Origin of the sequence: Bacillus sp. EKM420B (assembly GCF_011065565.1) — a bacterium.
In the GTDB taxonomy this organism is placed as follows: Bacteria; Bacillota; Bacilli; order Bacillales; family Bacillaceae; genus Bacillus; species Bacillus velezensis.
The window spans coordinates 747,878-771,902 of record NZ_JAAMNX010000002.1 but is presented as its reverse complement, the minus strand read 5'-3'; the positions used below and the strand labels follow the sequence as shown (position 1 = coordinate 771,902).

The 24,025-nt window shown below is 48.1% G+C and carries 25 protein-coding genes and 1 riboswitch; of the genes, 14 read left to right on the top strand and 11 right to left on the bottom strand.

Annotated features, from left to right (window positions below):
• Nucleotides 1–39 precede the first annotated feature (39 nt).
• From G9F48_RS08885 to G9F48_RS08865, 5 genes are all read right to left on the bottom strand, one after another.
• Nucleotides 40–918: an SMP-30/gluconolactonase/LRE family protein gene (locus G9F48_RS08885; protein ID WP_071392260.1), complete on the bottom strand. Its 879-nt coding sequence runs from the start codon at nt 916–918 to the stop codon at nt 40–42.
• Nucleotides 919–981: 63 nt separating this feature from the next.
• Nucleotides 982–2,724, bottom strand: a complete 1,743-nt coding sequence (locus G9F48_RS08880; protein ID WP_070082351.1) for a HAMP domain-containing sensor histidine kinase — start codon at nt 2,722–2,724, stop codon at nt 982–984.
• Complete coding sequence (locus tag G9F48_RS08875) at nt 2,721–3,440, bottom strand: response regulator transcription factor (RefSeq protein ID WP_070082352.1); 720 nt, start codon at nt 3,438–3,440, stop codon at nt 2,721–2,723. Before G9F48_RS08875 ends, G9F48_RS08880 begins: the two co-directional genes overlap by 4 nt.
• Nucleotides 3,441–3,613: 173 nt before the next feature.
• Entirely contained in the window at nt 3,614–3,850 is a 237-nt protein-coding gene (gene rsoA / locus G9F48_RS08870) for a sigma-O factor regulator RsoA (protein WP_003151778.1), read from the bottom strand.
• Complete coding sequence (locus G9F48_RS08865) at nt 3,847–4,383, bottom strand: sigma-70 family RNA polymerase sigma factor (protein ID WP_087920805.1); 537 nt, start codon at nt 4,381–4,383, stop codon at nt 3,847–3,849. The genes rsoA and G9F48_RS08865 overlap by 4 nt, the downstream gene beginning before the upstream one ends.
• Before the next feature lie 242 nt (nt 4,384–4,625).
• On the opposite strand from G9F48_RS08865, the gene G9F48_RS08860 reads away from it, so the two are divergent.
• The 3 genes from G9F48_RS08860 to G9F48_RS08850 all read left to right on the top strand — a co-directional run bounded on the left by G9F48_RS08860 (nt 4,626) and on the right by G9F48_RS08850 (nt 6,548).
• Nucleotides 4,626–4,781 (top strand): YvrJ family protein, encoded by a 156-nt coding sequence (locus tag G9F48_RS08860; RefSeq protein ID WP_003151774.1) that lies wholly within the window; start codon nt 4,626–4,628, stop codon nt 4,779–4,781.
• A 117-nt stretch (nt 4,782–4,898) separates the two neighbouring features.
• Nucleotides 4,899–6,059, top strand: a complete 1,161-nt coding sequence (locus tag G9F48_RS08855; protein ID WP_003151773.1) for an oxalate decarboxylase family bicupin — start codon at nt 4,899–4,901, stop codon at nt 6,057–6,059.
• A 66-nt stretch (nt 6,060–6,125) separates the two neighbouring features.
• Nucleotides 6,126–6,548: a regulatory YrvL family protein gene (locus tag G9F48_RS08850; protein WP_043867414.1), complete on the top strand. Its 423-nt coding sequence runs from the start codon at nt 6,126–6,128 to the stop codon at nt 6,546–6,548.
• A gap of 35 nt (nt 6,549–6,583) precedes the next feature.
• Here the strand turns inward: G9F48_RS08850 and G9F48_RS08845 are convergent, their stop codons facing one another.
• The 3 genes from G9F48_RS08845 to G9F48_RS08835 are packed head-to-tail and all read right to left on the bottom strand — an operon-like array spanning nt 6,584 to nt 9,456.
• A complete protein-coding gene (locus G9F48_RS08845; protein ID WP_003151771.1) occupies nt 6,584–7,390 on the bottom strand; it encodes an ABC transporter ATP-binding protein in 807 nt (268 codons plus the stop codon).
• An 18-nt stretch (nt 7,391–7,408) separates the two neighbouring features.
• Nucleotides 7,409–8,419 carry a FecCD family ABC transporter permease gene (locus G9F48_RS08840; RefSeq protein WP_025853867.1) on the bottom strand — a complete coding sequence of 337 codons (1,011 nt, stop codon included), beginning with the start codon at nt 8,417–8,419 and terminating at the stop codon, nt 7,409–7,411.
• Nucleotides 8,419–9,456: a FecCD family ABC transporter permease gene (locus G9F48_RS08835; RefSeq protein WP_185153153.1), complete on the bottom strand. Its 1,038-nt coding sequence runs from the start codon at nt 9,454–9,456 to the stop codon at nt 8,419–8,421. The genes G9F48_RS08840 and G9F48_RS08835 overlap by 1 nt, the downstream gene beginning before the upstream one ends.
• Nucleotides 9,457–9,703: 247 nt before the next feature.
• Here G9F48_RS08835 and G9F48_RS08830 point away from each other — a divergent pair, with 247 nt between their 5' ends.
• Nucleotides 9,704–10,642, top strand: coding sequence for an iron-hydroxamate ABC transporter substrate-binding protein (locus G9F48_RS08830; RefSeq protein WP_012118425.1), 939 nt, complete (start codon nt 9,704–9,706; stop codon nt 10,640–10,642).
• A 146-nt stretch (nt 10,643–10,788) separates the two neighbouring features.
• Nucleotides 10,789–11,703, top strand: coding sequence for a class I SAM-dependent methyltransferase (locus G9F48_RS08825; RefSeq protein WP_165409370.1), 915 nt, complete (start codon nt 10,789–10,791; stop codon nt 11,701–11,703).
• Between the two features lie 52 nt (nt 11,704–11,755).
• Here the strand turns inward: G9F48_RS08825 and G9F48_RS08820 are convergent, their stop codons facing one another.
• Complete coding sequence (locus G9F48_RS08820; protein WP_071392268.1) at nt 11,756–13,168, bottom strand: amino acid permease; 1,413 nt, start codon at nt 13,166–13,168, stop codon at nt 11,756–11,758.
• Nucleotides 13,169–13,278: 110 nt separating this feature from the next.
• A riboswitch (Lysine riboswitch) is annotated at nt 13,279–13,460 on the bottom strand.
• 122 nt (nt 13,461–13,582) lie between these two features.
• A complete protein-coding gene (sspJ, locus tag G9F48_RS08815; RefSeq protein WP_021494114.1) occupies nt 13,583–13,723 on the bottom strand; it encodes a small acid-soluble spore protein SspJ in 141 nt (46 codons plus the stop codon).
• Between the two features lie 183 nt (nt 13,724–13,906).
• On the opposite strand from sspJ, the gene G9F48_RS08810 reads away from it, so the two are divergent.
• Both G9F48_RS08810 and G9F48_RS08805 read left to right on the top strand, forming a co-directional pair.
• Entirely contained in the window at nt 13,907–14,389 is a 483-nt protein-coding gene (locus G9F48_RS08810) for a metal-dependent hydrolase (RefSeq protein WP_003151759.1), read from the top strand.
• A 42-nt stretch (nt 14,390–14,431) separates the two neighbouring features.
• Nucleotides 14,432–16,288, top strand: a complete 1,857-nt coding sequence (locus tag G9F48_RS08805) for an LTA synthase family protein (protein WP_156735771.1) — start codon at nt 14,432–14,434, stop codon at nt 16,286–16,288.
• A gap of 30 nt (nt 16,289–16,318) precedes the next feature.
• Here the strand turns inward: G9F48_RS08805 and G9F48_RS08800 are convergent, their stop codons facing one another.
• A complete protein-coding gene (locus G9F48_RS08800) occupies nt 16,319–17,245 on the bottom strand; it encodes a substrate-binding domain-containing protein (RefSeq protein WP_165409369.1) in 927 nt (308 codons plus the stop codon).
• A 117-nt stretch (nt 17,246–17,362) separates the two neighbouring features.
• On the opposite strand from G9F48_RS08800, the gene modA reads away from it, so the two are divergent.
• The 7 genes from modA (at nt 17,363) to G9F48_RS08765 (ending at nt 23,994) form a co-directional block, all read left to right on the top strand.
• Nucleotides 17,363–18,160, top strand: coding sequence for a molybdate ABC transporter substrate-binding protein (gene modA / locus G9F48_RS08795; protein WP_003151756.1), 798 nt, complete (start codon nt 17,363–17,365; stop codon nt 18,158–18,160).
• Complete coding sequence (gene modB, locus G9F48_RS08790; protein WP_003151755.1) at nt 18,141–18,824, top strand: molybdate ABC transporter permease subunit; 684 nt, start codon at nt 18,141–18,143, stop codon at nt 18,822–18,824. The genes modA and modB overlap by 20 nt, the downstream gene beginning before the upstream one ends.
• Nucleotides 18,825–18,917: 93 nt before the next feature.
• Nucleotides 18,918–19,565 (top strand): response regulator transcription factor, encoded by a 648-nt coding sequence (locus G9F48_RS08785; protein WP_003151754.1) that lies wholly within the window; start codon nt 18,918–18,920, stop codon nt 19,563–19,565.
• Between the two features lie 5 nt (nt 19,566–19,570).
• Nucleotides 19,571–20,674: a sensor histidine kinase gene (locus G9F48_RS08780; RefSeq protein ID WP_185153152.1), complete on the top strand. Its 1,104-nt coding sequence runs from the start codon at nt 19,571–19,573 to the stop codon at nt 20,672–20,674.
• Between the two features lie 119 nt (nt 20,675–20,793).
• Nucleotides 20,794–21,729: an ABC transporter ATP-binding protein gene (locus G9F48_RS08775; RefSeq protein ID WP_046341419.1), complete on the top strand. Its 936-nt coding sequence runs from the start codon at nt 20,794–20,796 to the stop codon at nt 21,727–21,729.
• A gap of 23 nt (nt 21,730–21,752) precedes the next feature.
• Entirely contained in the window at nt 21,753–22,847 is a 1,095-nt protein-coding gene (locus G9F48_RS08770) for an ABC transporter permease (protein ID WP_165409367.1), read from the top strand.
• A 1-nt stretch (nt 22,848) separates the two neighbouring features.
• Nucleotides 22,849–23,994: an ABC transporter permease gene (locus tag G9F48_RS08765; protein ID WP_165409366.1), complete on the top strand. Its 1,146-nt coding sequence runs from the start codon at nt 22,849–22,851 to the stop codon at nt 23,992–23,994.
• The last annotated feature ends 31 nt before the right edge of the window (nt 23,995–24,025 follow it).

Genomic DNA, 24,025 nt, shown 5'->3' with positions numbered 1-24,025 from the left:
CCGGCACAATGGGAACTTCCCCATATGCCAGGGCTTTTTTTACATCATGCCTGCAAACGGAACCGGCTCCCAGCCGCCCGTCTCAAGCTCTGCTGAAAACAGGCCGCCCGCATGCGGCTGTTCAAGTCTTTCGGCTTCCGTCAATTTTTCCGTCGCGGTCGTAATGTATAACGTGTTCAAATCTCTGCCTCCGAACGCACAGCAGGTGACGTATTTCGCCGGAACTTCGATAGATGCAATTTCCTTATGCAAAAACGGGTCAATCCGGACGGCGCGGCCGCCTCCGAACAGAGCCACCCACAGCATTCCGTCACGGTCAATGGTCATTCCGTCGGGAGATCCTTGCGACTCCGGAAAGCGGTAGACCGTTTTCGGATCTGATACGGCTCCGGTTTCAGGATCGTATGCATAACAGACGATTTCCTGCGTCGGAGTATCAATATAGTACATCAGGTTTCGGTCCCGATCCCAATCCAAACCGTTCGAGGTAGAGACCTGGTCTTTTATTTTGGCAAGGCTGCCGTCCGTATTCAGACGGTACAGCGAAGCCTCCTCTTCTTTGCCTTCCATGCTCGTCGTTCCCGCCCATAATCTGCCGGACGGGTCGCATTTTGCGTCATTGAAACGGATATCTTCCCGCATGTCTTTCGGCTGCTTCATCTTCGTCAATGTGTCTTCCCGCAGATTGTACAGGTAAAACCCGTCTTTCATCGTCATCACCAGCTCTTCTTTTGAATACAAGGCCAGAGCCGTGACAAATGATTTGAATTTAACGGAACGGTTGATTCCGTCAGCCGGAGTGAAGATATGGAGCTGGCTGCCCAGTATATCCACCCAGTACAGGCATTCCTTATCCTTGTCCCATAAAGGGCCTTCTCCGATAACTGCTCTCGTATCTGCTCGTAATGCTGCTTCCATATGTGAACACCTCTTTTGCTTGTCAGTCTTCTATTGTTATTCCCGACAAAGCGGCGTCCAAACTCAATCTTTTTTAAAAAGAATCGTAATCACCGTTCCGGCGCTGATTCTGCTGTTGACATGGATGGTTCCGTTATGAAGGTGAACCAGCTCTTTGGCAATGGCGAGCCCGAGTCCAGTTCCTTCTGACGGCCCCTTCGTATTCGTTCCCCGGTAATAACGGTTAAACAGCTGGTGAATCGTTTCATCGTCCATTCCTCTTCCGTTATCTTTCACCTTCAGAATGAGCTGTTCGGCTGATTCCTCAAGCACGACCCGAATGGCGGTCCCTTTCTTATTATGCTTAACCGCGTTTGCCAGCAGATTCTCCAGAATACGGCGGAACCACGCTTCATCAATGGCGAAAAGAATGTCTTCCTTTTTGGTTTCAAAGGCGATGTCATAGCCTTCCGAGAACGTGTTTTTCGTGAAATCGTTCGTGACGTTTCTGATAAACGGCACGACGTTGATCAGCCGCCGTTCGATCGGGAGGGCCGCGTTTTTGAGGCGGTATGTTAAGTTTAAATCCTCAATCAGCTTCGACATATATTCTGATTTTTCCCGGACGATCTGCCCCATTTCTTTGACTTCTTCCGGTGTCCAGTCGTATTGCTTCGATTCAAGCATCATGCTGTAGCCGTAAATCGTGCTCAGCGGGGTTTTTAAGTCATGGCTCAGCCCGGCGATCCATTCTTCCCTTGTCGCCTGGATTTTTTCTCTGTTTTTCTTATCCCGCTTCAGCGTGTCGGTCAGCTGATCCATCGATTCGAAAATCTCGGCGAAAAAGCGGAACGGCTGTTTTGTTTTGCCTTTTTTGTTTTTGCTGACCGGCTGTCCTTTGCGGTTCTTCGGCTCTTCAAGCCGGCCCTTTGATAAATTGACAAGCCATTTGATGGTATGAAACAGAGGCCAGCCGAAACGGAAAGAGTACCAGATGGTCAGGATGCAGATCATAAATACTAAGATTCCGATCAAGAGGAAGAGGGTTTTCATCACATTTCTCAAAAATGATTTGTTAAACTCGTGATCGGGGATGTACACGGGGTTCGGCACCGACGCGACCATCCATTTCGTTTTATCGAGTCTTTTAAAAGAAATTTCCCGTTTGTAATTCCACGGCTTGGAACTGTATTTCAGCAATTCAAGCTCATTGACGGTGTTCCGTTCTTTTTTCGTGCTGTTGATATCCCCGAGCAGTCTGCCGCTGTCTTCGAGAAGGTAGACCGCCCCTTTTTCCCGTTTAATATAATCAACCGTGCTTTTTTTATATTGAGAAAGGGAAGCGAGGGATGGCTCCTGTGATTCGATGTAAGTGAGAAGCTGCTCACTGGCGGATTTCCAGCCGAACAGAATCAAATAGGTCTCATCATTTATCGTGACCGTCCAGTAATTCAGCTTGTAGTTGTCAAAATTCCGGTACTGGTAAATGGATAAGAGGTCTTTTCTGCTGTAATGGCTCGGCACGTCTTTCGGCACTCTGTACGCGTAGTCCGTTTTTTCTTTGTCATTAATGATCTGCAGCCAGCCCTTCTGCTTTCTGACCGACATCTTTAAAAATTCATCGACATCCCATGTGCCGTCTTCGTTTTTATCAAGCCACGCTTCAAACGAGTCTGCCGTCGCTTTGGTCAGTCCCGCATTGGCTTCCGCTTCGCTGAAACGCCAATCCAAATAGAAGAAAGAAGCGACGGCCAAAACGGACATCAGCAGGATGACAAGCAGAAGCTGTCCGAAAAAGTGGAGCAGAAATTTTCCGCGCATTCTCATGAGCGGGTTCCTTTTTCTCCTTGATCGGGAATAAACCGATAGCCGAGGCCGCGCACCGTTACAATATAGGACGGATTGCTGGGGTCTTTTTCAATCTTTTCTCTGAGCTTGCGGATGTGAACCATGACGGTGTTGTTGTCGCCGTAAGACGGATATCCCCACACTTTTTCATAGATCTGATCTTTAGAGAGCACCACATCAGGATGTTCACAGAAATATTGAAGCAATTGCAGAAGCTGTGCGGAGCAGCTGACGGGCTCGCCCCCGACGATCAGCTCGGCGTTTTGCGGCGAATAGGAAAAATGGCTGTATGAATACGTTTTTACCGCCGTTTTCTCTTCGCGCTTATAGGTTCTCTTTAACGTCGCTCTGATCCGCGCCGCCAATTCGAGCGGATTAAACGGCTTTGTTATATAATCGTCAGCTCCCAATGCAAATCCTGACAGCTTATCCGCATCAGAAGAACGGGCAGTCAGAAAAAAGATCGGAGCGTCGGTATAGTTCCGGATTTCGGTGCATGCTTCAAAACCGGACATGCCTTCCATCATCACATCCAGCACGAGCAGATCCGCGGATTCATGTTTAACAAACTCAATCGCTTCCTCAGCGCTTCCGGCTGTCTTAATGTTGTGATAGCCTTCTTTGACGAGAACGCGTTTGACCATATCAACGATCGCCTTCTCATCGTCTACAATTAAAATTGACGCATTTTCCACCTTGGACGTTCCTTTCTCTTTGTTTTTTTCATCATATCATTATATGGATAAGATTTGGTACTTTTTTAGTGCGGAGGTCTTGCGGGGAAACAGAAAAGAAAAACGAGACCGGACATCTCTTCTCGTTTTTCTCACGTTGTCAGAGCGGAATATCCATCATTCCGCCGCTTTTGTCAGGAGCTTTCATTTATAAGATGAAGAATAAATTCCCAAAAACCCGGCACTTCCTGGCATAACAGCATGTCCGCTTTTTCAACTATTTTAATCTTCAATTCTTGTTCAAGATCTTCTCTTTCCTGGTATGATGTATTGCTCAGTTTTTTTTTTATCATTGGCGAAAAACGCGAAATCAAAAGTTCCATTTCGTCGGTATCTGTGTTCTCTTTGTTGAAGTCAAATGGCCCGTTCACTGCTTATTTTCCCCCTTTTTTTGCTTGTCCAGCTGCTTTCTGAGATTATCGAGCCCTTTTTTATGAATATTGGAAATGTTCTGCCGTGATTCACCCAGCGACTCGGCAATCTCTTTCATCGTCGCTCCGTGAAGATAAATATTCGTCAGCACGCTTTTTTGTTTATCGGTTAACGTCTGAAGCGCTTCGTATAAATCACGGTTTTGGACATGCTGGCTCAAATCCCCCTGCTTCCGCAGAAACTCTTCATACGCGTCTTTTCCCATTTCATAGGGAAGCGCTTCACCTCCCTCCGGCTGATCCACCGTCAGCGGATAGCGCTTCTGATTTTTACGGATGCGCTTGTCAAAATCGATGGAGAAAATCCGGATCATAGAGTTCATATATTTGATGATCCGGATTTCCTTATAAAACTGCTTAAAATGGTCGTCCAGTGATTTTGCATCCTTCTCGTCTGAATGTTCCAGCACATTTTTAAATTTCTCGTAATGCTTTGGGTCACTTAAAAAATGTTTAACGATCGGATGTTTCATAATTTCCTTGCATTTTGACCGTAAAAGAACTTGATAGTCCATAAAACCGCCCCCTATTTAAATTAAATGAAAGAAAGCAAAAAAAAGTAAACTACTCCTTTCCGACTAAGATTCCGCATTCCTTATGTCCCGGATTTGCCGGAACAAAAAAAAGACCCTCAACCGGGATATCAGGTTTACAGGAGCCGCTCTTTCTTTCACTTATATACATGACTGCAGGTCAAGTCAGGAGGTGGCTGGTGATGGATCAGGTTTTTATAGAAGAAGCGGTCAGACAGATCGGCAATCTCGGCTTTCCGGCTCTGATTGCCATGTATCTTCTCACACGGTTTGAGAAGAAGTTTGACGCCCTGATCGAACTGATGACGGAACTGAAAGAGCAGAAAATGAAAAATTAATTTTCACACGAAGTTGACTTTTCATCGGAACGCATCACTTAACAAAGCAGAAGGGAAAACGAAAGGCCTTTCACATTCTCTTTCTGAAAAAACAAAGCTTGAGAGGAGACGATTTACATGTCAAAAGAAAACAACTGCAATATCCCGCAGCCGATCAGAGGAGACAAAGGAGCGACCGTCACGATTCCGCGCAACCTCGAAAGAGACCGCCAAAATCCGGATATGCTGACGCCGCCGGAAACGGATCACGGCACAGTGGATAATATGAAATTCTCTTTCTCAGATGTGCACAACCGGCTGGAAAAGGGCGGATACGCGCGTGAGGTGACCGTTCGCGAGCTGCCGATTTCTGAAAATCTGGCATCTGTCAACATGCGTTTAAAACCGGGCGCCATCCGTGAACTGCACTGGCATAAAGAAGCGGAATGGGCATATATGCTGACGGGCAAAGCGCGGGTCACGATCGTTGATGAACAGGGACGCAGTTTTATCGATGACGTGAAGGAGGGAGATCTGTGGTACTTCCCGTCAGGCCTGCCGCACTCCATTCAGGCGCTGAAAGAAGGCTGTGAATTCCTCTTGGTTTTTGATGACGGTTCCTTCTCAGAAAACAGCACATTCCAAGTGACTGACTGGCTTGCCCACACGCCGCTTGATGTCATCGCCAACAACTTCGGGGTTTCAGAAAAAGACCTCGCCGGCCTGCCTCGGAAAGAAAAATATATCTTTGAAGAGCCGGTTCCCGGGAAGCTGAAAGACGACATTGTGGAAGGCCCGAACGGCGAAGTGCCTTATCCGTTCACTTACCGCCTGCTGGATGAAGGTCCGACTGCTGAGACGGACGGCGGCAAAGTATATATCGCGGATTCCACAAACTTCAAAGTGTCCAAAACGATCGCTTCAGCGCTTGTCGTGGTCGAACCGGGCGCAATGAGAGAGCTGCACTGGCATCCGAATACGCATGAATGGCAGTATTATATTTCCGGTAAAGGGCGGATGACGGTTTTTGCATCGGACGGCCATGCAAGAACATTTAACTATCAGGCCGGGGATGTCGGTTACGTTCCGTTCGCAATGGGCCACTATGTGGAGAATTTGGGGGATGAGCCGCTCGTCTTCCTGGAAATCTTCAAGGATGATCACTATGCCGATGTGTCCCTGAACCAATGGCTTGCCATGCTTCCTGAGAAATTCGTCCAGCAGCATCTGGATCTGGGCAAAGACTTTACGGATATTCTTTCGAAAGAGAAACACCCTGTCGTCAAAAAGAAATGCTGAAGACACACACCGACTTGCAGAGTTCCGTCTCTGCAAGTCTCCTCTGTGTGAAAAGGAGCTGAACAGATGATCAATCAAAACGGGACGAAAATGTTTTTTCTTCAGGTGCTCCGGTATGCCCTGGCAGCCGCTGCCGTATTATTCGGGTATTTCATCGTGATGATGGCCGTATTTTCATTAGCCGGGACGAGCTACGGATCGATGGCGTACGTCCTGCTTTTTTCCGTGCTTTTTATTCTTCTCGGTTTATGTTTTGAACCGCTTGAACGGCTGATGATACATAGCTTTACCTTTTTTGGGACGGGCAGGCTGCCTTTTCTCCTTTTAGCCGGCACCGTTCAGCTGCTGTTCCTCTGGATGACCGCGTATACGACGGATAAACTGATTGAAAAGATTTGGCTGTCAACGACGGAGGAGCTGATTGTGGCGGGGGTTTTTTTCGTTTTGGATAAATGCGTCTCCGGACAAAAGCAGCCCCGGGCGCAATAAAAAAACGCAGGCCGGAATGGCTCTGCGTTTTTTTTTCATCTTACCGTTGCGTTTTCATGCCGGATTAAATCGTAGGTTAAGCAGACCGGTTTGTTCGTGCGCGGATCTTTTACAATCTGTGCGTCAATTTGAAACACGTCTTCCAATATGCCGGGAGTCATGACTTCCTCCGCCGTTCCTTCCTTGATGACGCGCCCTTTTTTCAGGGCGATCATGTAATGGGAAAAACGGGCGGCATGGTTCAGATCGTGAATGACCATTAAAATGGTGCGGCCCTGCTCCTTGTTTAATTTGTCCAGCAGCTGCAAAATTTCAAGCTGATGGGCGAGATCTAAATAAGTGGTCGGTTCATCAAGAAGCAGCAGCTCCGTTTCTTGAGCGAGCGCCATGGCGATCCACACACGCTGCCGCTGCCCCCCGGAAAGCGCTTCGATCGGCCGGTCGTAAAATTCGGCCATCCCCGTCTCTTCAAGCGCCCATTTGATCATGTCACGGTCTTTATCACTCAAGCGTCCCATTCCGGACTGATGCGGAAACCTGCCGTAAGAAACAAGTTCGTACACCGTCAGCCCGCTCGGCGCTTCAGGCGTCTGCGGAAGAATTGCCATTTCCTTGGCGATGTCCTTCGTGGATTTTTGCATGATCGCCTGTCCGTTTAAATAGACGGCGCCGGATTTCGGTTTCATGATTCTTGACATCGTTTTGAGAACCGTCGATTTTCCGCAGCCGTTCGGACCGATCAGCGTTGTAATTTTTCCTTTCGGGATGGCGATATCCAATTCTTTCGCTATCAAACGGTCGCCATAACCGACAGTAAGCTGTTCCGCCGATAATGAGTTCATCGCGGCAGTCTCCTTCCTCTATTTCGTTTTCATCAGCAAATATACAAAATACGGCGCTCCGAGCACGGAAATCACCAGGCCGACGGGAACTTCGGACGGTGCAAGCACATTTCTCGCCAGCGTATCGGCAAGCAGAAATAAAAATGCTCCGATCAAAGCTGAAACCGGAATAAGCGTCTGGTGGCGCGGCCCGGTAAGCCTTCTGGCCAAATGCGGCGCAATGAGTCCGAGAAAAGCGATTCCGCCGGCTGCCGCAACACATGACGCGGTCAGGGCAACGGCGGACATCAGCAGAACGCGCCGCTCCTTTTCAACCCGGGTGCCAAGCCCCGCCGCCAGCTGATCACCGAGCTGGAGCACATTTAAATACCTGGCTTTATAGAGGCTGAACGGTAAAAGAACCAGCAGCCACGGCAAAATGGACAGCACCATTTTCCAATTGGCGTTCCAAATCGAACCGGAAATCCATACAAGCGCCTGCATGAAATCCCGCGGGTCCATTTTCAGCTGAAAAATCAAGAGAAGCGCATTAAACCCCGCATTGACGCCGATCCCGACCAAAACGAGCCGGACAGGTGAAACGCCTTTTTTCCAAGCCAGCACATAGATGAGCAGCGCAGCCAGAAAAGCCCCCGCCAAAGCGCTCACCGGAAGCAGCCATGTACTGGCCATGCTTAGATCAACAGCTGACCCTTGGAAAAAGAAGATAAACAGAACGACCGCCAAAGACGCCCCGGCGTTAATACCGAGAATGCCCGGCTCCGCCAAGTCATTTTGAGACACGCTTTGAAAAATCGCGCCTGAAACCGCGATTCCTGCGCCGACAAGCAATGACAGCACCATGCGCGGCAGTCTGAATTCAAATAAAACGAGCTGATCCCGGGCATCCCCCTGTCCGAAAAAGACACGCATCGTATCAAGTGGCGCAATCCGGATCACACCCATGTTTAAGCTGATAAAAAAGACGATGCATATGAGCACAAACGTAACGGCCATGACCGCCAGCGGTTTTTTCGATTTTACATTCATTACAGCCCTCTCCTTTCCCTGCGCGCCAAATAAAAGAAAAAGGGAACGCCGATAAGGGCGGTTAAAGCGCCGACCGGTGTTTCAAACGGCGCATTGACGAGTCTTGCGGCAATATCACTGAAGACTAACAGAACGGCGCCGAATACCGCCGAACAGGGAATGATCCACCTGTAATCTACCCCGACTAAAAATCGGGTGATATGCGGAATCACCAAGCCGATAAAAGAAATGGCTCCGGCGACTGAGACTGAAGCCCCCGTCAAGAGGACAACGACAAACATTCCGATTACTTTCACAAGCGATGTGTACTGCCCGAGCCCTTTGGCCAGTTCCTCACCCAAGCTCAGCACCGTCACTGAGCGCGCAATCAGAAATGCCAGCAATAGTCCGATAACACCGGCCGCCAACAGCAGCTGCACGCCTTCCCATTTCACGGAAGCCACTCCTCCGGCATACCAGAACTTCACATCCTGGGCGACATCAAAACGGATCGCAATCGCGCTTGAAAGCCCCGTTAAGAAATAGCCGACTGCCGTACCGGCCAGCGCGAGCTTCACCGGTGTCAGCCCGCCTTTTGAAAACAGGCCGATGCCAAACACAATAAGCGCTCCGATTCCCGCTCCCGCAAAGGACCACAAAACAAGTCCCGCCGCAGACAGACCCGGAAAAAAAGCAAATGCCAATGCGATCGCAAATCCTGACCCCGACGTCACGCCCATAATGGAAGGCTCAGCAAGCGGGTTCCGCGTCAGCCCCTGCATAATCGCTCCGGACACAGCTAAAAAAGCCCCGACGAGCGCGGCGGCGGCGGTTCTCGGCAGCCTCAGATCACGTATGATTTGATGAGATGTTTTTTGCGGCTGAAAGTGAAAGAGAGCATCCCACACCGTCCGCAGATGAATATCGGCAGCTCCGATGGAAACAGACAGAGCCGCGCCGATCAATAAAACCGCAATACCGGCACACAGCAGCACAGCCGCTCTGAATGAACGCGCCGTCCACTGGATTTCACTCCCTGATGCCCCTTGAGCCGTCATTGTCTGTTTCTTTTTCAATAGACCCAACACTCGTTCTTCCTTTCTCAAAACAAAAATGGTAATGATAATGATTATCAATGACTTGTTTCAGTATAGCACTTTTATCTTCTCTTTTAATAGACCTAATTTCATATAAAAAAAGAAAGTTTTTCTTAAAAAAGAGCGTGCTTCTCTATGAAAGCAGTGATATAATCACACTGATAATGATTCTCTTTATCACTAATTTTTATGAAAGAAGGAATGTCAGATGTTCCATACATACAAGAAAATCGGCGCAGCGCTGATTGCCATGCTGCTCATCGCCGCTTTGGCCGCATGCGGCAATTCTTCAGACACGAAAGGTTCTTCTGAAAAAGAAGAAACCATCACGTATAAAGCCGAAAACGGCAATATTAAAATTCCGAAGCACCCGAAACGGGTCGTCGTCATGGCTGACGGCTACTACGGCGACTTCAAACAGCTCGGCATCAATGTTGTCGGCGCGCCGCAAAACGTATTTAAAAACCCTTATTACAAAGGGAAAACAAAAGGTGTCACAAACATCGGCGACGGCACGTCCGTTGAAAAAATCATTGACTTAAAGCCGGATTTAATCGTTGTCTGGACGACACAAGGCGCCGATATTGAAAAACTGGAAAAAATCGCGCCGACAATCGCCATTAAATATGACAAGCTCAGCAACATTGATCAATTCAAAGAGTTTGCGAAAATGACAGGCACTGAAGATAAAGCAGACAAATGGCTGGCTGAATGGGATAAAAAAACCGCTGCCGCTAAAACAAAGGTTCAAAAAGCGGTCGGCTCAAAAACCATCTCCATCATGCAGACAAACGGAAAAGACATCTATGTATTCGGTAAAGACTTCGGCCGCGGCGGAAGCATTATTTATGACAAACTCGGGCTGAAGGCCACAAAACTGACGCAGGAAAAAGCCATTAATCAAGGGCCGGGCTACGCCAGCATTTCACTCGAGAAACTGCCTGACTTCGCGGGAGACTACATCTTTATGGGGCCATGGCAGGCCGGCGGTGACGACAAAGGCGTGCTTGACAGCTCAATCTGGAAGAACCTCGATGCCGTCAAACAGAACCATGTCTACCGCATTGATCCGATCGGCTTCTATTTCTCAGACCCGATCTCACTTGAAGGCCAGCTCGACTACATCACAAAAAGCTTAACGAAGTAACCCCGAAGCCGCTGTCACAGCGGCTTTTTATTACGCTTAAAACTTGACAAAAAAATTTATTTATGCTATAATTTACATTTTTGGATTAACATGTATAATAAGATTCTCCCGGCCGGAGATTGATGTAAATAACGGAGGATCTTTATATGAAAGAAAACAAGGCGAGTATGACTTCCCTGCTGTCTGCTTTCGGAAGGGCGTACCATAGTAAATACGATACCCCGGTGATATTTGATGATTTTTTGGCACAAGATCTGATTTCTGAAAAAGAGCATTCGGACATCCGCGATCATCTCATTCAAGGTATATCATTTTTCAGCAAAGACATGGCACAGAGGCTTCAAGGCCAACCGGATGACATCTTAAAATGGGTGACTCAAGTACAGCTGTCTCCTGCACCGTTAGCCCGTGCCGCATATTGTGAAGAAGTGCTTTTGAATGAAGTAAAGCTCGGGGCCAAACAGTATGTTATCCTTGGCGCGGGGCTGGATACTTTCTGTTTCAGACATCCTGGGGTGACAAACGCCTTAGACATATTTGAAATCGATCATCCCGCTTCACAGGAAGACAAAATAAACAGATTGAAACATCTGAATCTCGACATTTCCCATCATCTTCATTTTGTACCGATGGACTTCGCCGCTTCGCTTTCTTTCAGCCGTCTGTATCAGGAAGGTTTTTCACGCCAAAAAACCTTTTTCAGCCTGCTCGGTGTGTCATACTACCTTACGAAAGAGCATCTCGCCCGCCTGCTCACACAATTATTTGCCGAAGTCCCGCCAGGAAGCTCTATCGTGTTTGATTATGCAGATGAGTCGCTCTTTGAAGAAAGAGGACTGTCAAACAGAGTGGAAAACATGGTGAAAATGGCTGCAGCAAGCGGGGAACCGATGTTATCGTGTTTCAGTTATAAAGAAATCGAAAAGATATTAGAATCATCAGGTCTGCTTATTTATGAACATTTATCTCCGGCGGACGTCAATGACCGTTTTTTCAGCGGACGCACTGACCATTTAACCGCATTCGAGACCATTCATTATATACACGCCGTCAAAAAGTAATCCGCTGCCGCAAACAAAAAAAGACATCTCACAGACGTGAGATGTCTTTTTGTCATACCGATTGTCTGTTGTTTGCAAATTTCTTTGAGACGAAAGGATATAACAGCAAACCGACGAAAAACAGCCCGATACCGAGAATAAAGGTCGTTAAATCGGCCGTTCCGGTAATAATGACGTAAAAAGAATAAATGCAGGCAAGGATGGCGATGATACCGTCTCTTACTCTTGAGCCCTTTATCTCGTCATACGTTTCACCCGTAAAAATGAGCTTCAGGCTGTAAAACGCTGACACGAGATACGGAATCAGATAAGCAAGCGTCGCCGCCGTTGTTAAAAACGTAAACGCGTCACTGATCGTCCGGGAAATAACCGAAAAGATAAAGATCTGTGACATCACGTTCGTTACGATTAACGACACAACCGGGCTTCCCTGTTTATTCGTTTTTGCAAAAGCAGCGGGAAAGTCTCCTGATTTCGCCGCTTGATACGGAACTTCAGAACCGAGAAGAATCCAGCCGAGCATCGTTCCGAACAGACACAAAATCGCCAGAATCGCCATAATGACGCTTCCCGCGCTGCCGACGATCGCGTACAATACGTCAACAAACGGTTTTTCCGAGCCGACAAGCTTACCATGCGGAAGCACGCCCATCGTAATCAATGTTACGATGATATAGATGCTGAGCGCGATCAATAATCCGGTAATGGTGGCGCGTTTCACGTCGCGCTGCGAACGGGCGCGCCCGGATAAAATGACTGCCGATTCAATTCCGACGAACGCCCATAATGTTGAAATCGCCGCATTGTGGATCTGTCCGCCGATTCCCTCAACCGTGTGAGGACCTGTTTGAACAGGAAAATAAAAATGATCGAAAAACGACGTTTGAAATACAAACAAACCTGCAATGATAAAGAAGATAAATCCTAATACTTTTGAAAACGTCGTGACGAAATTTAATTTACTCGCACCGTTAATGCTGGTGACGAGGATCGTGTGAGTGCCCCATAATAAAACCGTACATACGGCAAACGTCAGCAGCTGGCCGAGCGTAACCGCCTGACCGCCGATCGAAAACATTTCACGCTTATCCGTTAAAATCGGGAAAAATGATGTTAAATATCCGGCAAGGCTCGTGATGATCGCCACGTTGCTGATCCAGCTCGCCACCCAGTAGCCCCACACCATCGTGAAGCCCGCAGCATTCCCTTTTTTCCGATCGCTGAACAGCGCACGCGCATAGCTTTGCGGCCCCGCCGTCAGCTCAGGCTTGCGGATGGATAAGTGGCCGAAGACCAGCGCGATCATTAACACACCGGCTCCCGTTAAAAGCCATGCCGATGTGGCGCCGAACGGGCTCGCGATTTTTGCGAGCGTACTCGGTAGCGAAAAGATGCCCGAGCCTACCATATTTCCTACGACAAACGCCGTTAATAACCAAAAACCCCATTTTTTCGTCTGTTCCATTCCTGTACCTCCTGGTTGTTCATTCGTACGGACCAGACCCCGAGACCATATTTACACGCAAAAAAAGCCTGAACAAAAGTCCATGCTTAAAGAAACACACACACCCTTGATCTCCGGATAGCCCTCCGCGAAAAAGCACGCGGCAGTCCTGCACTTATTCAGATACAGTCCCAGCATAAAGAAGGATCGGCTTTCTTTACACTTCGGCGCTGATGCCTTTAACACATGTTTTGCGGCCCCTTATCAGCCTGGCATGTGCGACTCATCATCAAGCGCAACCTCTACCTCACCGAGAAAGAGTGAGGATTTTTATCATTCAATTCTACTCAGAGGTTATCAGAGATAAAAAGATCTGTCAAAGGGAAATATTAGACGGAAAACGGATAGAGCGTTCGCCCTACCCGTCTTATATGGTCAGCGGTTGTTTTTTTTCTTTTGAACAGCTTCTTGAAGCGGATCGTCTTTCAGAGCTGCACCGGCGTCGTCAAGCGCGCCTTGAATGACGTTTTTGTTTTTATCGCTGTTTTTTCCTTTTTCTTTGTTAAAGAAAGCCATCTGTATCACCTCTTTATCAAATATAGGTACACCTATAATGTGTCTTTTTCCGCGGCAGAATATGCGGAATCCGCGTCTCCTTCCTTTTGGCGGAACAGGTAAAGTTTGTTGATCAAACATGCATTCTCTTGATATATTTGTAATTCAGGGGATTTTGGCAAAAATAAAAAGGAGAAGCGAAAAATGACAGGAAAAACACACATCATGGGAGGCATCGCTTCTTGTTCCGCAATTGCGTATTATTACGGGTATGATCCGGTCCTTATGACCTCAGCTGGTGCCCTCGGGGCGCTGATTCCCGACATATGCCATACAAAAAGCAAAATCGGCAGAACGCTGCCCGTTCTGTCCAAAATCGTTAGCACGGTGTTCGGACACAGAACGTTTACACACAGCCTGCTGTTTATGCTTATTATGTTTTTCATTACGGCAACCTATATTCCGAATCCGAGCATTTCCGCCGGACTGATGATCGGAATGGCAAGCCATCTTGTGCTTGACGCATGGACCGTCAACGGCATTAAACTGCTGTTTCCGTCCGCCATCCGCTTCCGTCTTCCCCTTTATATGAGAACGGGGAGCTTTTCGGAGCAGCTTGTGCTGGCCGGCTTAACGATTGTATCCTGCTATTATTTATACGAACTGGTTCACGGCCGCATCTCTTAAACAATAAGCGTCTTTTCGCTTTTAGGGTGAGGAGTCATACATATGAAGAAAACCTTTTTCAGCAATCATCGGTTTTTATGCCTGTCCATCCTGTTCATGTGGATGAAAACCTATGCCGTGTATAAGCTCGGTTTTGATCTGCAGAACAATTCGGTTCTTGAGGAATGTCTGCTTCTCATTAATCCGCTGAGCTTCATTGTGCCGCTGTTCGGCATCGCCCTCTTGCTAACGGAAAAAAAACAGCGGATCTTTCTGCTTTCGGCAAATGTGATGCTGACGGGAATTTTAATCGCGAATACGGTGTTTTACGGGTTTTATATTGATTTTATCACCATACCGGTTTTGTTTCAGGCAAGCAATATGGGTGATATGGGAAGCAGCGTCCAAGAGCTGTTTCACCCGCTTTACATCGCTTTATTTTTGGATATTGCGGTTTTGTTTTATCTTGGTAAAAGGCATAAAGCCGATCAAGGAAAAGCGGGCGCCCGTACCGTTAAAGCGTATGCGTGGGCATCAGCCGGCCTCATGCTGTGCAACCTTGCGCTGTCTGAGGCCGAGCAGCCGAAGCTGTTCAAGCACCCTTTTGATCGTGAAGCGCTCGTAAAAGGAATCGGCCTGTTCCACTTTCATTTGTATGACACCATTTCGCAGACGCTGAATGCAGGGGCTAAAGCGTTTGCCGATGAAGACAGCCTTGCGGCGGTCGCGAATTACACTCAAGCCGGCTACAGCAGGCCGTCCGATTCAAAATTCGGGCTTGCAAAGGGGCGCAATGTGATTTTTGTTACGCTCGAATCAACACAGCGTTTTGTAATGGATGAGCGGGTCAACGGACGGGAGATTACCCCGTTTTTAAACAAACTGCGAAAAAAAAGTTATGACTTCACTCATTTTTATCAGCAGACTGAACAGGGAAAAACATCAGATTCAGAATTCATTACTGCGAATTCGCTGTATCCGTCTTCAAGCGGCGCCGTTTTTTTTACAAAAAGCGGCCACCGATTCAATACGATGTACCATATGTTAAAAGACCGTCAATACTATTCAGCCGTTCTGCATGCCAATCATAAAGCCTTTTGGAACCGGGATGAGATGTACGGGGCATTCGGAATCGACCGTTTTTTCGACGCGGATGAATTTAAGGTGACGCAGGAAAATTCAACAGGCTGGGGCCTGAAGGATAAGGAATTTCTCGAACAGTCAGCGGAAAAATTAAAAAAGCTTCCGCAGCCGTTTTACGCGAGCCTGCTGACTTTGACCAACCATTTTCCTTTTGAAATTGAAAAACAGGATCAGCTCATTGAGAAACCGGACACAAGCAGCGAGTTATTAAACCGCTATGTGACGACGGTCCGCTATGAAGATGAGGCTCTGAAACACTTTTTCAAGAAGCTGAAAAAAGAAGGCCTGTATGACAACGCGATGATCGTCCTGATGGGAGATCATTACGGTATATCCGAAGCCCATAATCAAGGACTTGCCGAATTCTTAGGGAAAGAGGAAATCACTCCGTTTGATACGGTTCAGCTTCAACGCGTGCCGTTTATCATTCATATTCCCGGGGTGACCGACCGTGCGCCGGAAACGATTGCTTCCGCCGCGGGACAGGTTGATGTAAGGCCGACGCTGCTTCACCTGCTCGGCATTGAAACGAAAGGCAGCATTCAGTTCGGCAATGATCTGTTTTCCGGAGAGCGGACCCCGTTTGCGGTGCTGAGAAACGGCAGCTTTATCACGGATGATCATATTTATACGAAAAATACGTGTTACAGCCGTAAAACGGGTGAACCGCTTTCTGACATGAGCGCGTGCAGCGATGAGAAAGAAAAAGCGGAACAAGAGCTGATGCTTTCCGATAAAATATTAAACGGCGACCTGCTGCGGTTTTATAAGCAATAAAAAAATCCCTCCATATAACGGAGGGATTTTTCATGTTTCATATATGAGCCGTCCTGTCATTTTTGTATCATATCCGGATAATTGAGAAAGCTGAGACTTGAATTCCTCAGAATTGAGGATGTCCCGCACGCTTTGAACAAGCTCCCGGTTTTGTTTTAAGACGACCACATCGTACTGCTCACTGATCACCGGGATAAAGTCCGTGCCTGCCATATGCGCCGCATGCTGCGACCCGACTCCGATATCCGCCTTTCCGCTTGACACTTGTGAAGCCGCTGACAGATGATCCGTGACAATGTCATGATATCCGGCGACTTCAGACGGCGTGATGCCGAAAGATCTGAGCTGTTCATCCAGCAGCACCCTCGCGCCTGATCCTTTTTCGCGATTGACGATGCGGACATCCTTTCGGCTCAAGTCCTGAAAGCCCTGAATGTTCAGCGGATTGCCCTTTTTCACATATAATCCGGCCTGCCGCAGCACGACATGAAAAAGCGCAAACGGCTCCCCTGAAAGAATGCGCTTCACATACGGGATGTTATACTGCCCCGTCTCCCCATCGTATAAATGCAGACTGACGATGTCACAGGCCCCGCGGTACATCTCGATCAGGCTGTTCAAACTGCCGCTGTACTTGCGGAGCGGAGCCGCCTGTATTGTTTGTTCCAGCTGTTTGCTGAGGAGGTCCATCGACACATCCTGCCCGCTGATGATAACGGACTGCCTTTTTTCCGGCTCCCGCCCGCGTGACGGGTCAGGCGCTTCTGCTGCGGATGGCTTTTTTGACATTCTCATGTTTGCTTTATATTGTTTTAAGTCCTCTTCATCGACCCTCATCTGTCTTCCGACCCTGTACGCCGGAATGAGTCCTTTTTTTATCAAATCATATACTGTCAGTTTGGAGACCTTCAAAAGGCCCGCAACTTCTTCTATTGTATAGGAAGTGGCTTCTGTCATATTATCACGCTCCGTTTTTATTATAACTGTTCAGATATTGAAAAAAAACCGCACCATCACGTACAATTGCGTTATAATTAGTTTGATCTAATGATATTTAGCTATAAGGGGTGCACAATGTTGAAAAAGAAAGCGACACTACTCACAACTGCGGCTATGGCCGTTTTCCTCGCAACTGCGGGCTGCTCATCCGGACAATCGTCCAAAGGCGGACAAAACGAAAAAGTCACGCTGACCGTTTCTGCGGCAGCCAGCGCTCAGGATGCACTTGAAGAAATCCAGACCAACTACGAAAAATCACATTCAAACGTAACCATTCAAGACAACTTCGGATCATCAGGCACATTGCAAAAACAAATTTCACAAGGCGCGGGAGCTGATTTATTCTTCTCGGCAGCCGAAGATAAATTCGAAAAGCTCGTTCATGACGGAGATATCGACAAAAAGGACAGCACGGATCTTTTGAAAAATGATCTCGTCATGATCGTGCCTGAGAAAAACAGCGCACACCTGACACATCTGAATGACCTGAAAAAAGACAGCACGGAAAAAATCGCGCTCGGCACGCCTGAATCCGTTCCGGCCGGACAATACGCCAAACAGTCACTGACGGCATTATCCCTGTGGGACAAGGTAAAAGATAAAGCCGTCTATGCAAAAGACGTCCGCCAGGTGCTTTCTTATGTTGAAACCGGAAATGTCGATGCCGGGCTTGTCTATAAAACAGACGCGCTGATTTCGAAAAAGGTGAAAATCACCGATGAAGCGCCGGCGAAAACGCACGATCCGATCGTGTATCCTGTCGGCATCGTCAAGGATACAAAGCACCGTAAAGAAGCAGAAGCGTTTTATCAGTATCTGCAGTCAGATGAAGCGATGAAAGTGTTTAAGAAATATGGATTTACTGCCAAGTAACATTACGGCTTCGGAGTTTTTCACTCCCGTCGTACTGTCGTTTGAGGTGGCTTTGGCGTCGGGCATCGCCGTCATCATTCTCGGAACGCTTGCCGGCGCCTGGATGGCGAAAGCGCGATTTCCCGGAAAAACGGCTGTGGAGACCCTGTTTATGCTCCCGCTCGTTCTCCCGCCTACCGTTGTCGGCTTCATTCTTATTATCATTTTCGGGAAACACAGCTTTATCGGCCGGGCGATTGAGCGAATTTTTCATCAGCCCGTCATTTTCACGTGGTCGGCCGCGGTAATCGCTTCGGCCATTGTCGCCTTCCCGCTTATGTATCAGTCCGCTAAAACCGGCTTCGCCGCGATTGATGCTGACATCGAGGGAGCGGCGAAAGTAGACGGAGCCGGCAGGTGGCAGGTGTTCACCCGTATTTCCGTCCCGCTTGCCTTTCCCTCCCTCTTGACCGGAAGCATTCTCAGTATTGCAAGGGCGCTAGGTGAATTCGGGGCGACTTTAATGTTTGCGGGAAATATTCCCGGCGTCACCCAAACGCTGCCGACAGCGATTTACGTCGCGATGGACTCCGGCAATGAAACACTCGCCTGGGTGTGGGTGATCTGTATTGTGATCATTTCTTTTCTGATGCTGTTTTTCATCCAATTGAAAAAACCCGCTTGACCGATCCGCCTTCCGCGCACCTTTCGCCGGGAGGCTTTTTGATTTAAAATCGGATGGTATATAATGAAACAAAAACACACAAAGGGTGCGGCTATGAAGATTAATGTCATTATCGCGGATGATAATTCTTTCATCAGAGAAGGAATGAAAATCATTTTGCATACATATGAGGAATTTACTGTATCGGCAACGTTGGAAAACGGACTCGAGGCGGCAGAGTATTGTAAGCACAACCCCGTCGATATCGCCTTGCTGGACGTCCGCATGCCGGTGATGAACGGCGTCGAAGCCGCAAAACGGATCGCTGAGGAAACGGATACGAAGCCGATGATCCTGACGACATTTGACGACGATGAGTATATTTTAGAAGCAATTAAAAACGGCGCGAAAGGATATTTATTAAAAAATACCGAACCGGAACGGATCCGCGATGCGATCAAAAGCGTTTTCAACGGGCACAGCATCCTTCAGGACACCGTGCTGGACAAAATAAAAGACAGCCTTTTCCGGCCGGCGGAAGCCGCGCATCAGATTGATGAAAGCCAGTTTACTGAAAGAGAGCTCAGTATCATGTCGCTTATTGCGAAAGGACTGTCGAACAGGGAAATTTCAAAACAGCTTTTCATTTCTGAAGGGACGACGGCCAATTATATTTCATCTATTTTAGGGAAAACGGGGCTTGAGCACAGAACGCAGATCGCCATTTTTTATATCACCGGGAAGGTGGATAACGGGCGTTGAACGGTATGGATTTTTGGATGCTGATGAGCAGACTGATCGCCATTTTTTATACGGCTTTTTTGTTCGTATCGGCTGACCGCCCTTACACGCCGTACGCCGTCTTGTTTCTGCTGCTTTATCTGTCTTTGGGCATCGCGGTCTGCATGATCAGGCCGCCCGCTTGGAGGCGCGGGATCACCCTCATGACGCTGGCATTGACCGCTTGGCTTTCCCTCGGGGGCCATCCGGCGTTTCTGTTTCTTTTGCCGCCCGCCATTTTTGCGGTTCTTGCCGAATATCCGGTTCACCGCTATGTGTTCTGCCTGCTCGTGTTTTTGCCGTTTTTATTTATCCCGTACGGCGACCTTCCGACTTATATCGTCATGACCTTGTTCTGCTTGGCGATATTCGTTTTGGCCGCCCGGTCCGGCAATCGGCTGAAGAAATATGAAGAACAGTCGGACATCATGCGCTCAAGCATTGAAAAACTGACAAAACAGCTGCACAGCAGCACGGAATATATCAAACAATCGGAGTACACCGGCAAACTCGAGGAAAGAAACAGATTATCCCAAGCCATCCATGACAAAGTCGGCCATTCCATGACCGGCGCGCTCATTCAGATGGAAGCGGCGAAGCGGATGCTCGGCTCCCATCCGGACAAAGCGGCTGAACTGCTCCAAAACGCCATTACCATTTCCAAAGAGGGCATAGAGGATATCCGCATAACGCTGAAAAATATGAAACCGCCCGCTGAACAAATGGGCATTCACAGATTAAGAACGTTTATTGATGAATTTTCGGCCAAAAACGGGATGCCAGTTCCGTTTACGCATCAAGGCGATTTGGACAGGCTGACGCAAATGCATTGGAGAGTCATTCAGGAAAACGTAACCGAAGCTTTGACAAATGCGATGAAATACGCCGATGCCACGCAGATTTTCATTGATATCCATGTACTGAATAAAGCCGTGAAAGCGGAAGTGAAAGATAACGGAAACGGCGCTGTCCGCTTTAAAAAAGGCCTCGGCATGCTCGGTATGGAAGAACGGGCGGCCGTCCTGCACGGAACCGTTATTTTTGACGGCACGGCCGGTTTTTCCGTTACGACATTGCTTCCGGTTGAATAAGTGAATGTTTTCATGTGAAAAATATGAAGATTCTCATGTCAAAGGAATGAACAGCTGCACTAACGGCCGTTCATTCTTTTTTTTATAATAAGAGCATCATAAGACATAGAGGTGGAAACATGAACATTTTGGAGCTCAAACAGCTGAGTAAGAAATTCGGTGATTATGCCGCCGTTGACCAGATGTCGCTTGCCGTAAAAGAAGGTGAGATTTTCGGGTTTCTCGGCGCAAACGGAGCCGGAAAAAGCACGACGATCAATATGATCTCAGGTCTTTTAAAACCTTCAGGCGGAGACATTCTGTTTCTCGGAAAAGATATTTTCAAATATAGCAAAGCAACGAAAATGAATATCGGCATCGTCCCTCAGGACCTCGCGATTTACGAGGAATTAAACGCCTATGAAAATGTGAAGTTCTTCGCAGGTCTGTACGGCCTGAGAGGGGCGGCTCTGAAAGAACGGGTCGAGGAAGCCCTGACATTCGTCGGCTTGAGCGATAAACACAAATATTTGCCGAAGCATTTTTCCGGCGGAATGAAACGCCGGCTTAATATCGCCTGCGCCCTTGCCCACCGGCCGAAACTGATCATCATGGATGAACCGACGGTCGGCATTGACCCGCAATCAAGAAATTATATTCTGCAATCAGTGAAAAAGCTCAATGAAATGGGCTGCACGATCATCTACACGAGCCACTACATGGAGGAAGTGGAAGAAATATGCACACGCATCGCCATCATCGACCACGGAAAAGTCATCGCCGAAGGCACAAAAGAACAGCTGACCTCCATCATTACCGACACGAAGGACGTCGTGATTGAGCTGTCATCCCGAAACGGCATCAGCCTCGGCGATATTCAGGAGCTGCCCGGTGTCAGAGCCGCCGCACTGGAAGAAAACAGCGTGAAAATCAGCTCTGACACAGGGGTCAACAATTTAAACCGCCTGATCCGGTACTTCATGGACAAAGGCATTGAAATCCGCTCCTTGCAGGAACAGGCCCCTGACCTAGAAACGGTATTTCTCACGCTGACAGGCAGAAGCCTGCGCGACTGACCTAACTGAAAGGAGGATTGCAAATGAATATTCTGCACATCGCCGGGAAAGAAATCAAAATCAGTTTCCGCGACAGACGGACTTTTATTTTCATGCTTGCTTTTCCGATTGTCTTCATGCTGATTTTTACCGCGGCATTATCTAACGCCTTTGATTCAGAGGTGACGGTCGGAAACATCAAGGTGGTATATACGGACCAGTCAAACGGCCCTCTTTCTCATGATTTTACTGAGTTTATGAAAGCCGCCAAAAAAGAGCATGTCTATTTTCAAAAAGCGGACACGGAGGCAAAAGGCAAAAACGAGGTTCGAGAAAATCAGGCGGATGCTTTCGTCACTGTAAAAAACACCGGGTTCCAAGTCTGTACAAATGACCGGAGCGGCATCAACGGCACGATCGTCCAAGGCATGCTGACCGCTTTTACCAATCAATACAAAGCAGGCGCCGCCGCTTACAAGGCGCATAAGGCACCTTCCGCCGGACAAATCAAAAGCGATTATATGAAGCAGACGTCTTTACACAAAGCGAAAGAACCGAAGGCGAAAGATTTTTACGCGATATCCATGACGACGATGATCGGGCTGTACGCCTCGATTTTTGCCAGCTCCTTATTCCGCGGGGAAAGAGTACGGCACACCGCGGATCGCCTGATCGCCGCCCCGCTCCGGAAAAGCGATATCTTTCTCGGAAAGATGCTCGGCATTTTGGCTGTGAATGTTCTGACGATTCTTGCCGTTGTCGCCTTCAGCAAATTTATCTTGAAAGCGAACTGGGGCAGCCACATAGGACTTGTGCTGTTGATTCTCGTTTCTGAAATTCTTTTGGCCGTCAGCTTCGGGCTCAGCCTGAGCTATTTGACCAGAAAACCCGAAAGCGCCAGATTAATCACCGTCATCATCGTTCAGGTAATGTCCATTATCGGCGGCGCCTATTACAAATATGAAGGCGGAGGAATTTCCGCCCTGTCGCCCTTATCCTGGATCAATAAGGCGATTAACAACATCATTTACGCAAATGATGTATCAGCGGCATGGCCTGCACTCGGATTAAATACAGCATTGGCGGCACTCTTTTTGCTGATCGCCGCATTTACGTTTCAAAGACGGGAGGGACTGTAATATGAAAAACTTCTGGTGGCTGTTTGCACACACTCTCAAAGGAATTACAAAAAGCAAAAAACAGCTCATTCTTTATATCGGGGCTCCGCTGATCGGCGTCTTCCTCTCCTTCATGACCAATGCCAACGGCGGAGCCGAAACGCTCAATATCGGCATTCTCAATCAAGACGGCGGAGAAATGGCACAGGATACGGTCACGTTTTTAAAAGGACTGGATCATGTGAAGATTTCGGAGGAAACGGCTGCGTCCGCCTCATCAAAGATCGCTTCAGGAAAAATGGAGGCGCTCATTACGTTTGAAAAAGGCTTCTCCCAAAGCGTAAAAGACGGGAAACCGTCTCACATCGGCATGACCTCGCTGAAAGGCGCCCAGGTCACCGGATATGTCAGCTCTTATTTGTACAATTATATGAACAGCGCCGCCTCAATCGGCAAATCTTCCGGCGGAGACGCGAAGGCCTTTCAGGCGATGTACGCCGATTTCAAGCATTCTCCGATTCAAACGGAGTCCGCTGTTTTACAAGATACATCGAACCATAAAGAAATGACTTACTCAGTCATCGGGTATCTCATTATCATTATGCTTTATTCCGCCGGCAACCTGACGGAACTGATGATTAAAGAAAGAGAAAACAGGACGTACTACAGGCTTCTGTCAACGCCGATCACGTCAAAGCAGTATGTATTGGCGAACGCGGCGGTGAATATGATCATCATGGCCGTCCAAATTATATTCGCCGTTCTCTTTATGGGCGCCGCTTTTCATATTCATCCGTCATTCCCGCTGTGGCAGCTGTTCGTCCTGATGATGCTGTTTGCATTAAGCGCAATCGGGATCGCCTTTATTGCCGTCGGTTTTTCCAACAGCAGCTCTTCGGCATCGGCGCTTTTGAACTTGATCGTCGTGCCGACAAGCTTGCTCGCCGGCTGCTTTTTTCCGGGCAATATTATGCCGAAAACAGTGCAGACAATCGCCGAATTTCTGCCTCAGCGCTGGGTGCTTGATACGGTCGATCAATTGCAGCACGGCCGCACGCTCCAAAGCCTGACGCTGAACATCATCATTTTGGGAGCCTTCGCCGCCGCCCTGTTATTAATAGCCGCATACAGGTTCAGCGTAAAACGTCAGACACAGACATTTATGTAAAGAAAAACAGCCCCGTAAAGGGCTGTTTTTT

Excerpts from the sequence above, each read along its gene's own strand:
- G9F48_RS08885 (WP_071392260.1), bottom strand. The coding sequence starts at position 918 with ATGGAAGCAGCATTACGAGCAGATACGAGAGCAGTTATCGGAGAAGGC.
- G9F48_RS08880 (WP_070082351.1), bottom strand. The coding sequence starts at position 2,724 with ATGAGAATGCGCGGAAAATTTCTGCTCCACTTTTTCGGACAGCTTCTG.
- G9F48_RS08865 (WP_087920805.1), bottom strand. The coding sequence starts at position 4,383 with ATGAAACATCCGATCGTTAAACATTTTTTAAGTGACCCAAAGCATTAC.
- G9F48_RS08860 (WP_003151774.1), top strand. The coding sequence starts at position 4,626 with ATGGATCAGGTTTTTATAGAAGAAGCGGTCAGACAGATCGGCAATCTC.
- G9F48_RS08855 (WP_003151773.1), top strand. The coding sequence starts at position 4,899 with ATGTCAAAAGAAAACAACTGCAATATCCCGCAGCCGATCAGAGGAGAC.
- G9F48_RS08850 (WP_043867414.1), top strand. The coding sequence starts at position 6,126 with ATGATCAATCAAAACGGGACGAAAATGTTTTTTCTTCAGGTGCTCCGG.
- G9F48_RS08845 (WP_003151771.1), bottom strand. The coding sequence starts at position 7,390 with ATGAACTCATTATCGGCGGAACAGCTTACTGTCGGTTATGGCGACCGT.
- G9F48_RS08840 (WP_025853867.1), bottom strand. The coding sequence starts at position 8,419 with ATGAATGTAAAATCGAAAAAACCGCTGGCGGTCATGGCCGTTACGTTT.
- G9F48_RS08835 (WP_185153153.1), bottom strand. The coding sequence starts at position 9,456 with ATGACGGCTCAAGGGGCATCAGGGAGTGAAATCCAGTGGACGGCGCGT.
- G9F48_RS08830 (WP_012118425.1), top strand. The coding sequence starts at position 9,704 with ATGTTCCATACATACAAGAAAATCGGCGCAGCGCTGATTGCCATGCTG.
- G9F48_RS08825 (WP_165409370.1), top strand. The coding sequence starts at position 10,789 with ATGAAAGAAAACAAGGCGAGTATGACTTCCCTGCTGTCTGCTTTCGGA.
- G9F48_RS08820 (WP_071392268.1), bottom strand. The coding sequence starts at position 13,168 with ATGGAACAGACGAAAAAATGGGGTTTTTGGTTATTAACGGCGTTTGTC.
- sspJ (WP_021494114.1), bottom strand. The coding sequence starts at position 13,723 with ATGGCTTTCTTTAACAAAGAAAAAGGAAAAAACAGCGATAAAAACAAA.
- G9F48_RS08810 (WP_003151759.1), top strand. The coding sequence starts at position 13,907 with ATGACAGGAAAAACACACATCATGGGAGGCATCGCTTCTTGTTCCGCA.
- G9F48_RS08805 (WP_156735771.1), top strand. The coding sequence starts at position 14,432 with ATGAAGAAAACCTTTTTCAGCAATCATCGGTTTTTATGCCTGTCCATC.
- G9F48_RS08800 (WP_165409369.1), bottom strand. The coding sequence starts at position 17,245 with ATGACAGAAGCCACTTCCTATACAATAGAAGAAGTTGCGGGCCTTTTG.
- modA (WP_003151756.1), top strand. The coding sequence starts at position 17,363 with ATGTTGAAAAAGAAAGCGACACTACTCACAACTGCGGCTATGGCCGTT.
- modB (WP_003151755.1), top strand. The coding sequence starts at position 18,141 with ATGGATTTACTGCCAAGTAACATTACGGCTTCGGAGTTTTTCACTCCC.
- G9F48_RS08785 (WP_003151754.1), top strand. The coding sequence starts at position 18,918 with ATGAAGATTAATGTCATTATCGCGGATGATAATTCTTTCATCAGAGAA.
- G9F48_RS08780 (WP_185153152.1), top strand. The coding sequence starts at position 19,571 with ATGGATTTTTGGATGCTGATGAGCAGACTGATCGCCATTTTTTATACG.
- G9F48_RS08775 (WP_046341419.1), top strand. The coding sequence starts at position 20,794 with ATGAACATTTTGGAGCTCAAACAGCTGAGTAAGAAATTCGGTGATTAT.
- G9F48_RS08770 (WP_165409367.1), top strand. The coding sequence starts at position 21,753 with ATGAATATTCTGCACATCGCCGGGAAAGAAATCAAAATCAGTTTCCGC.
- G9F48_RS08765 (WP_165409366.1), top strand. The coding sequence starts at position 22,849 with ATGAAAAACTTCTGGTGGCTGTTTGCACACACTCTCAAAGGAATTACA.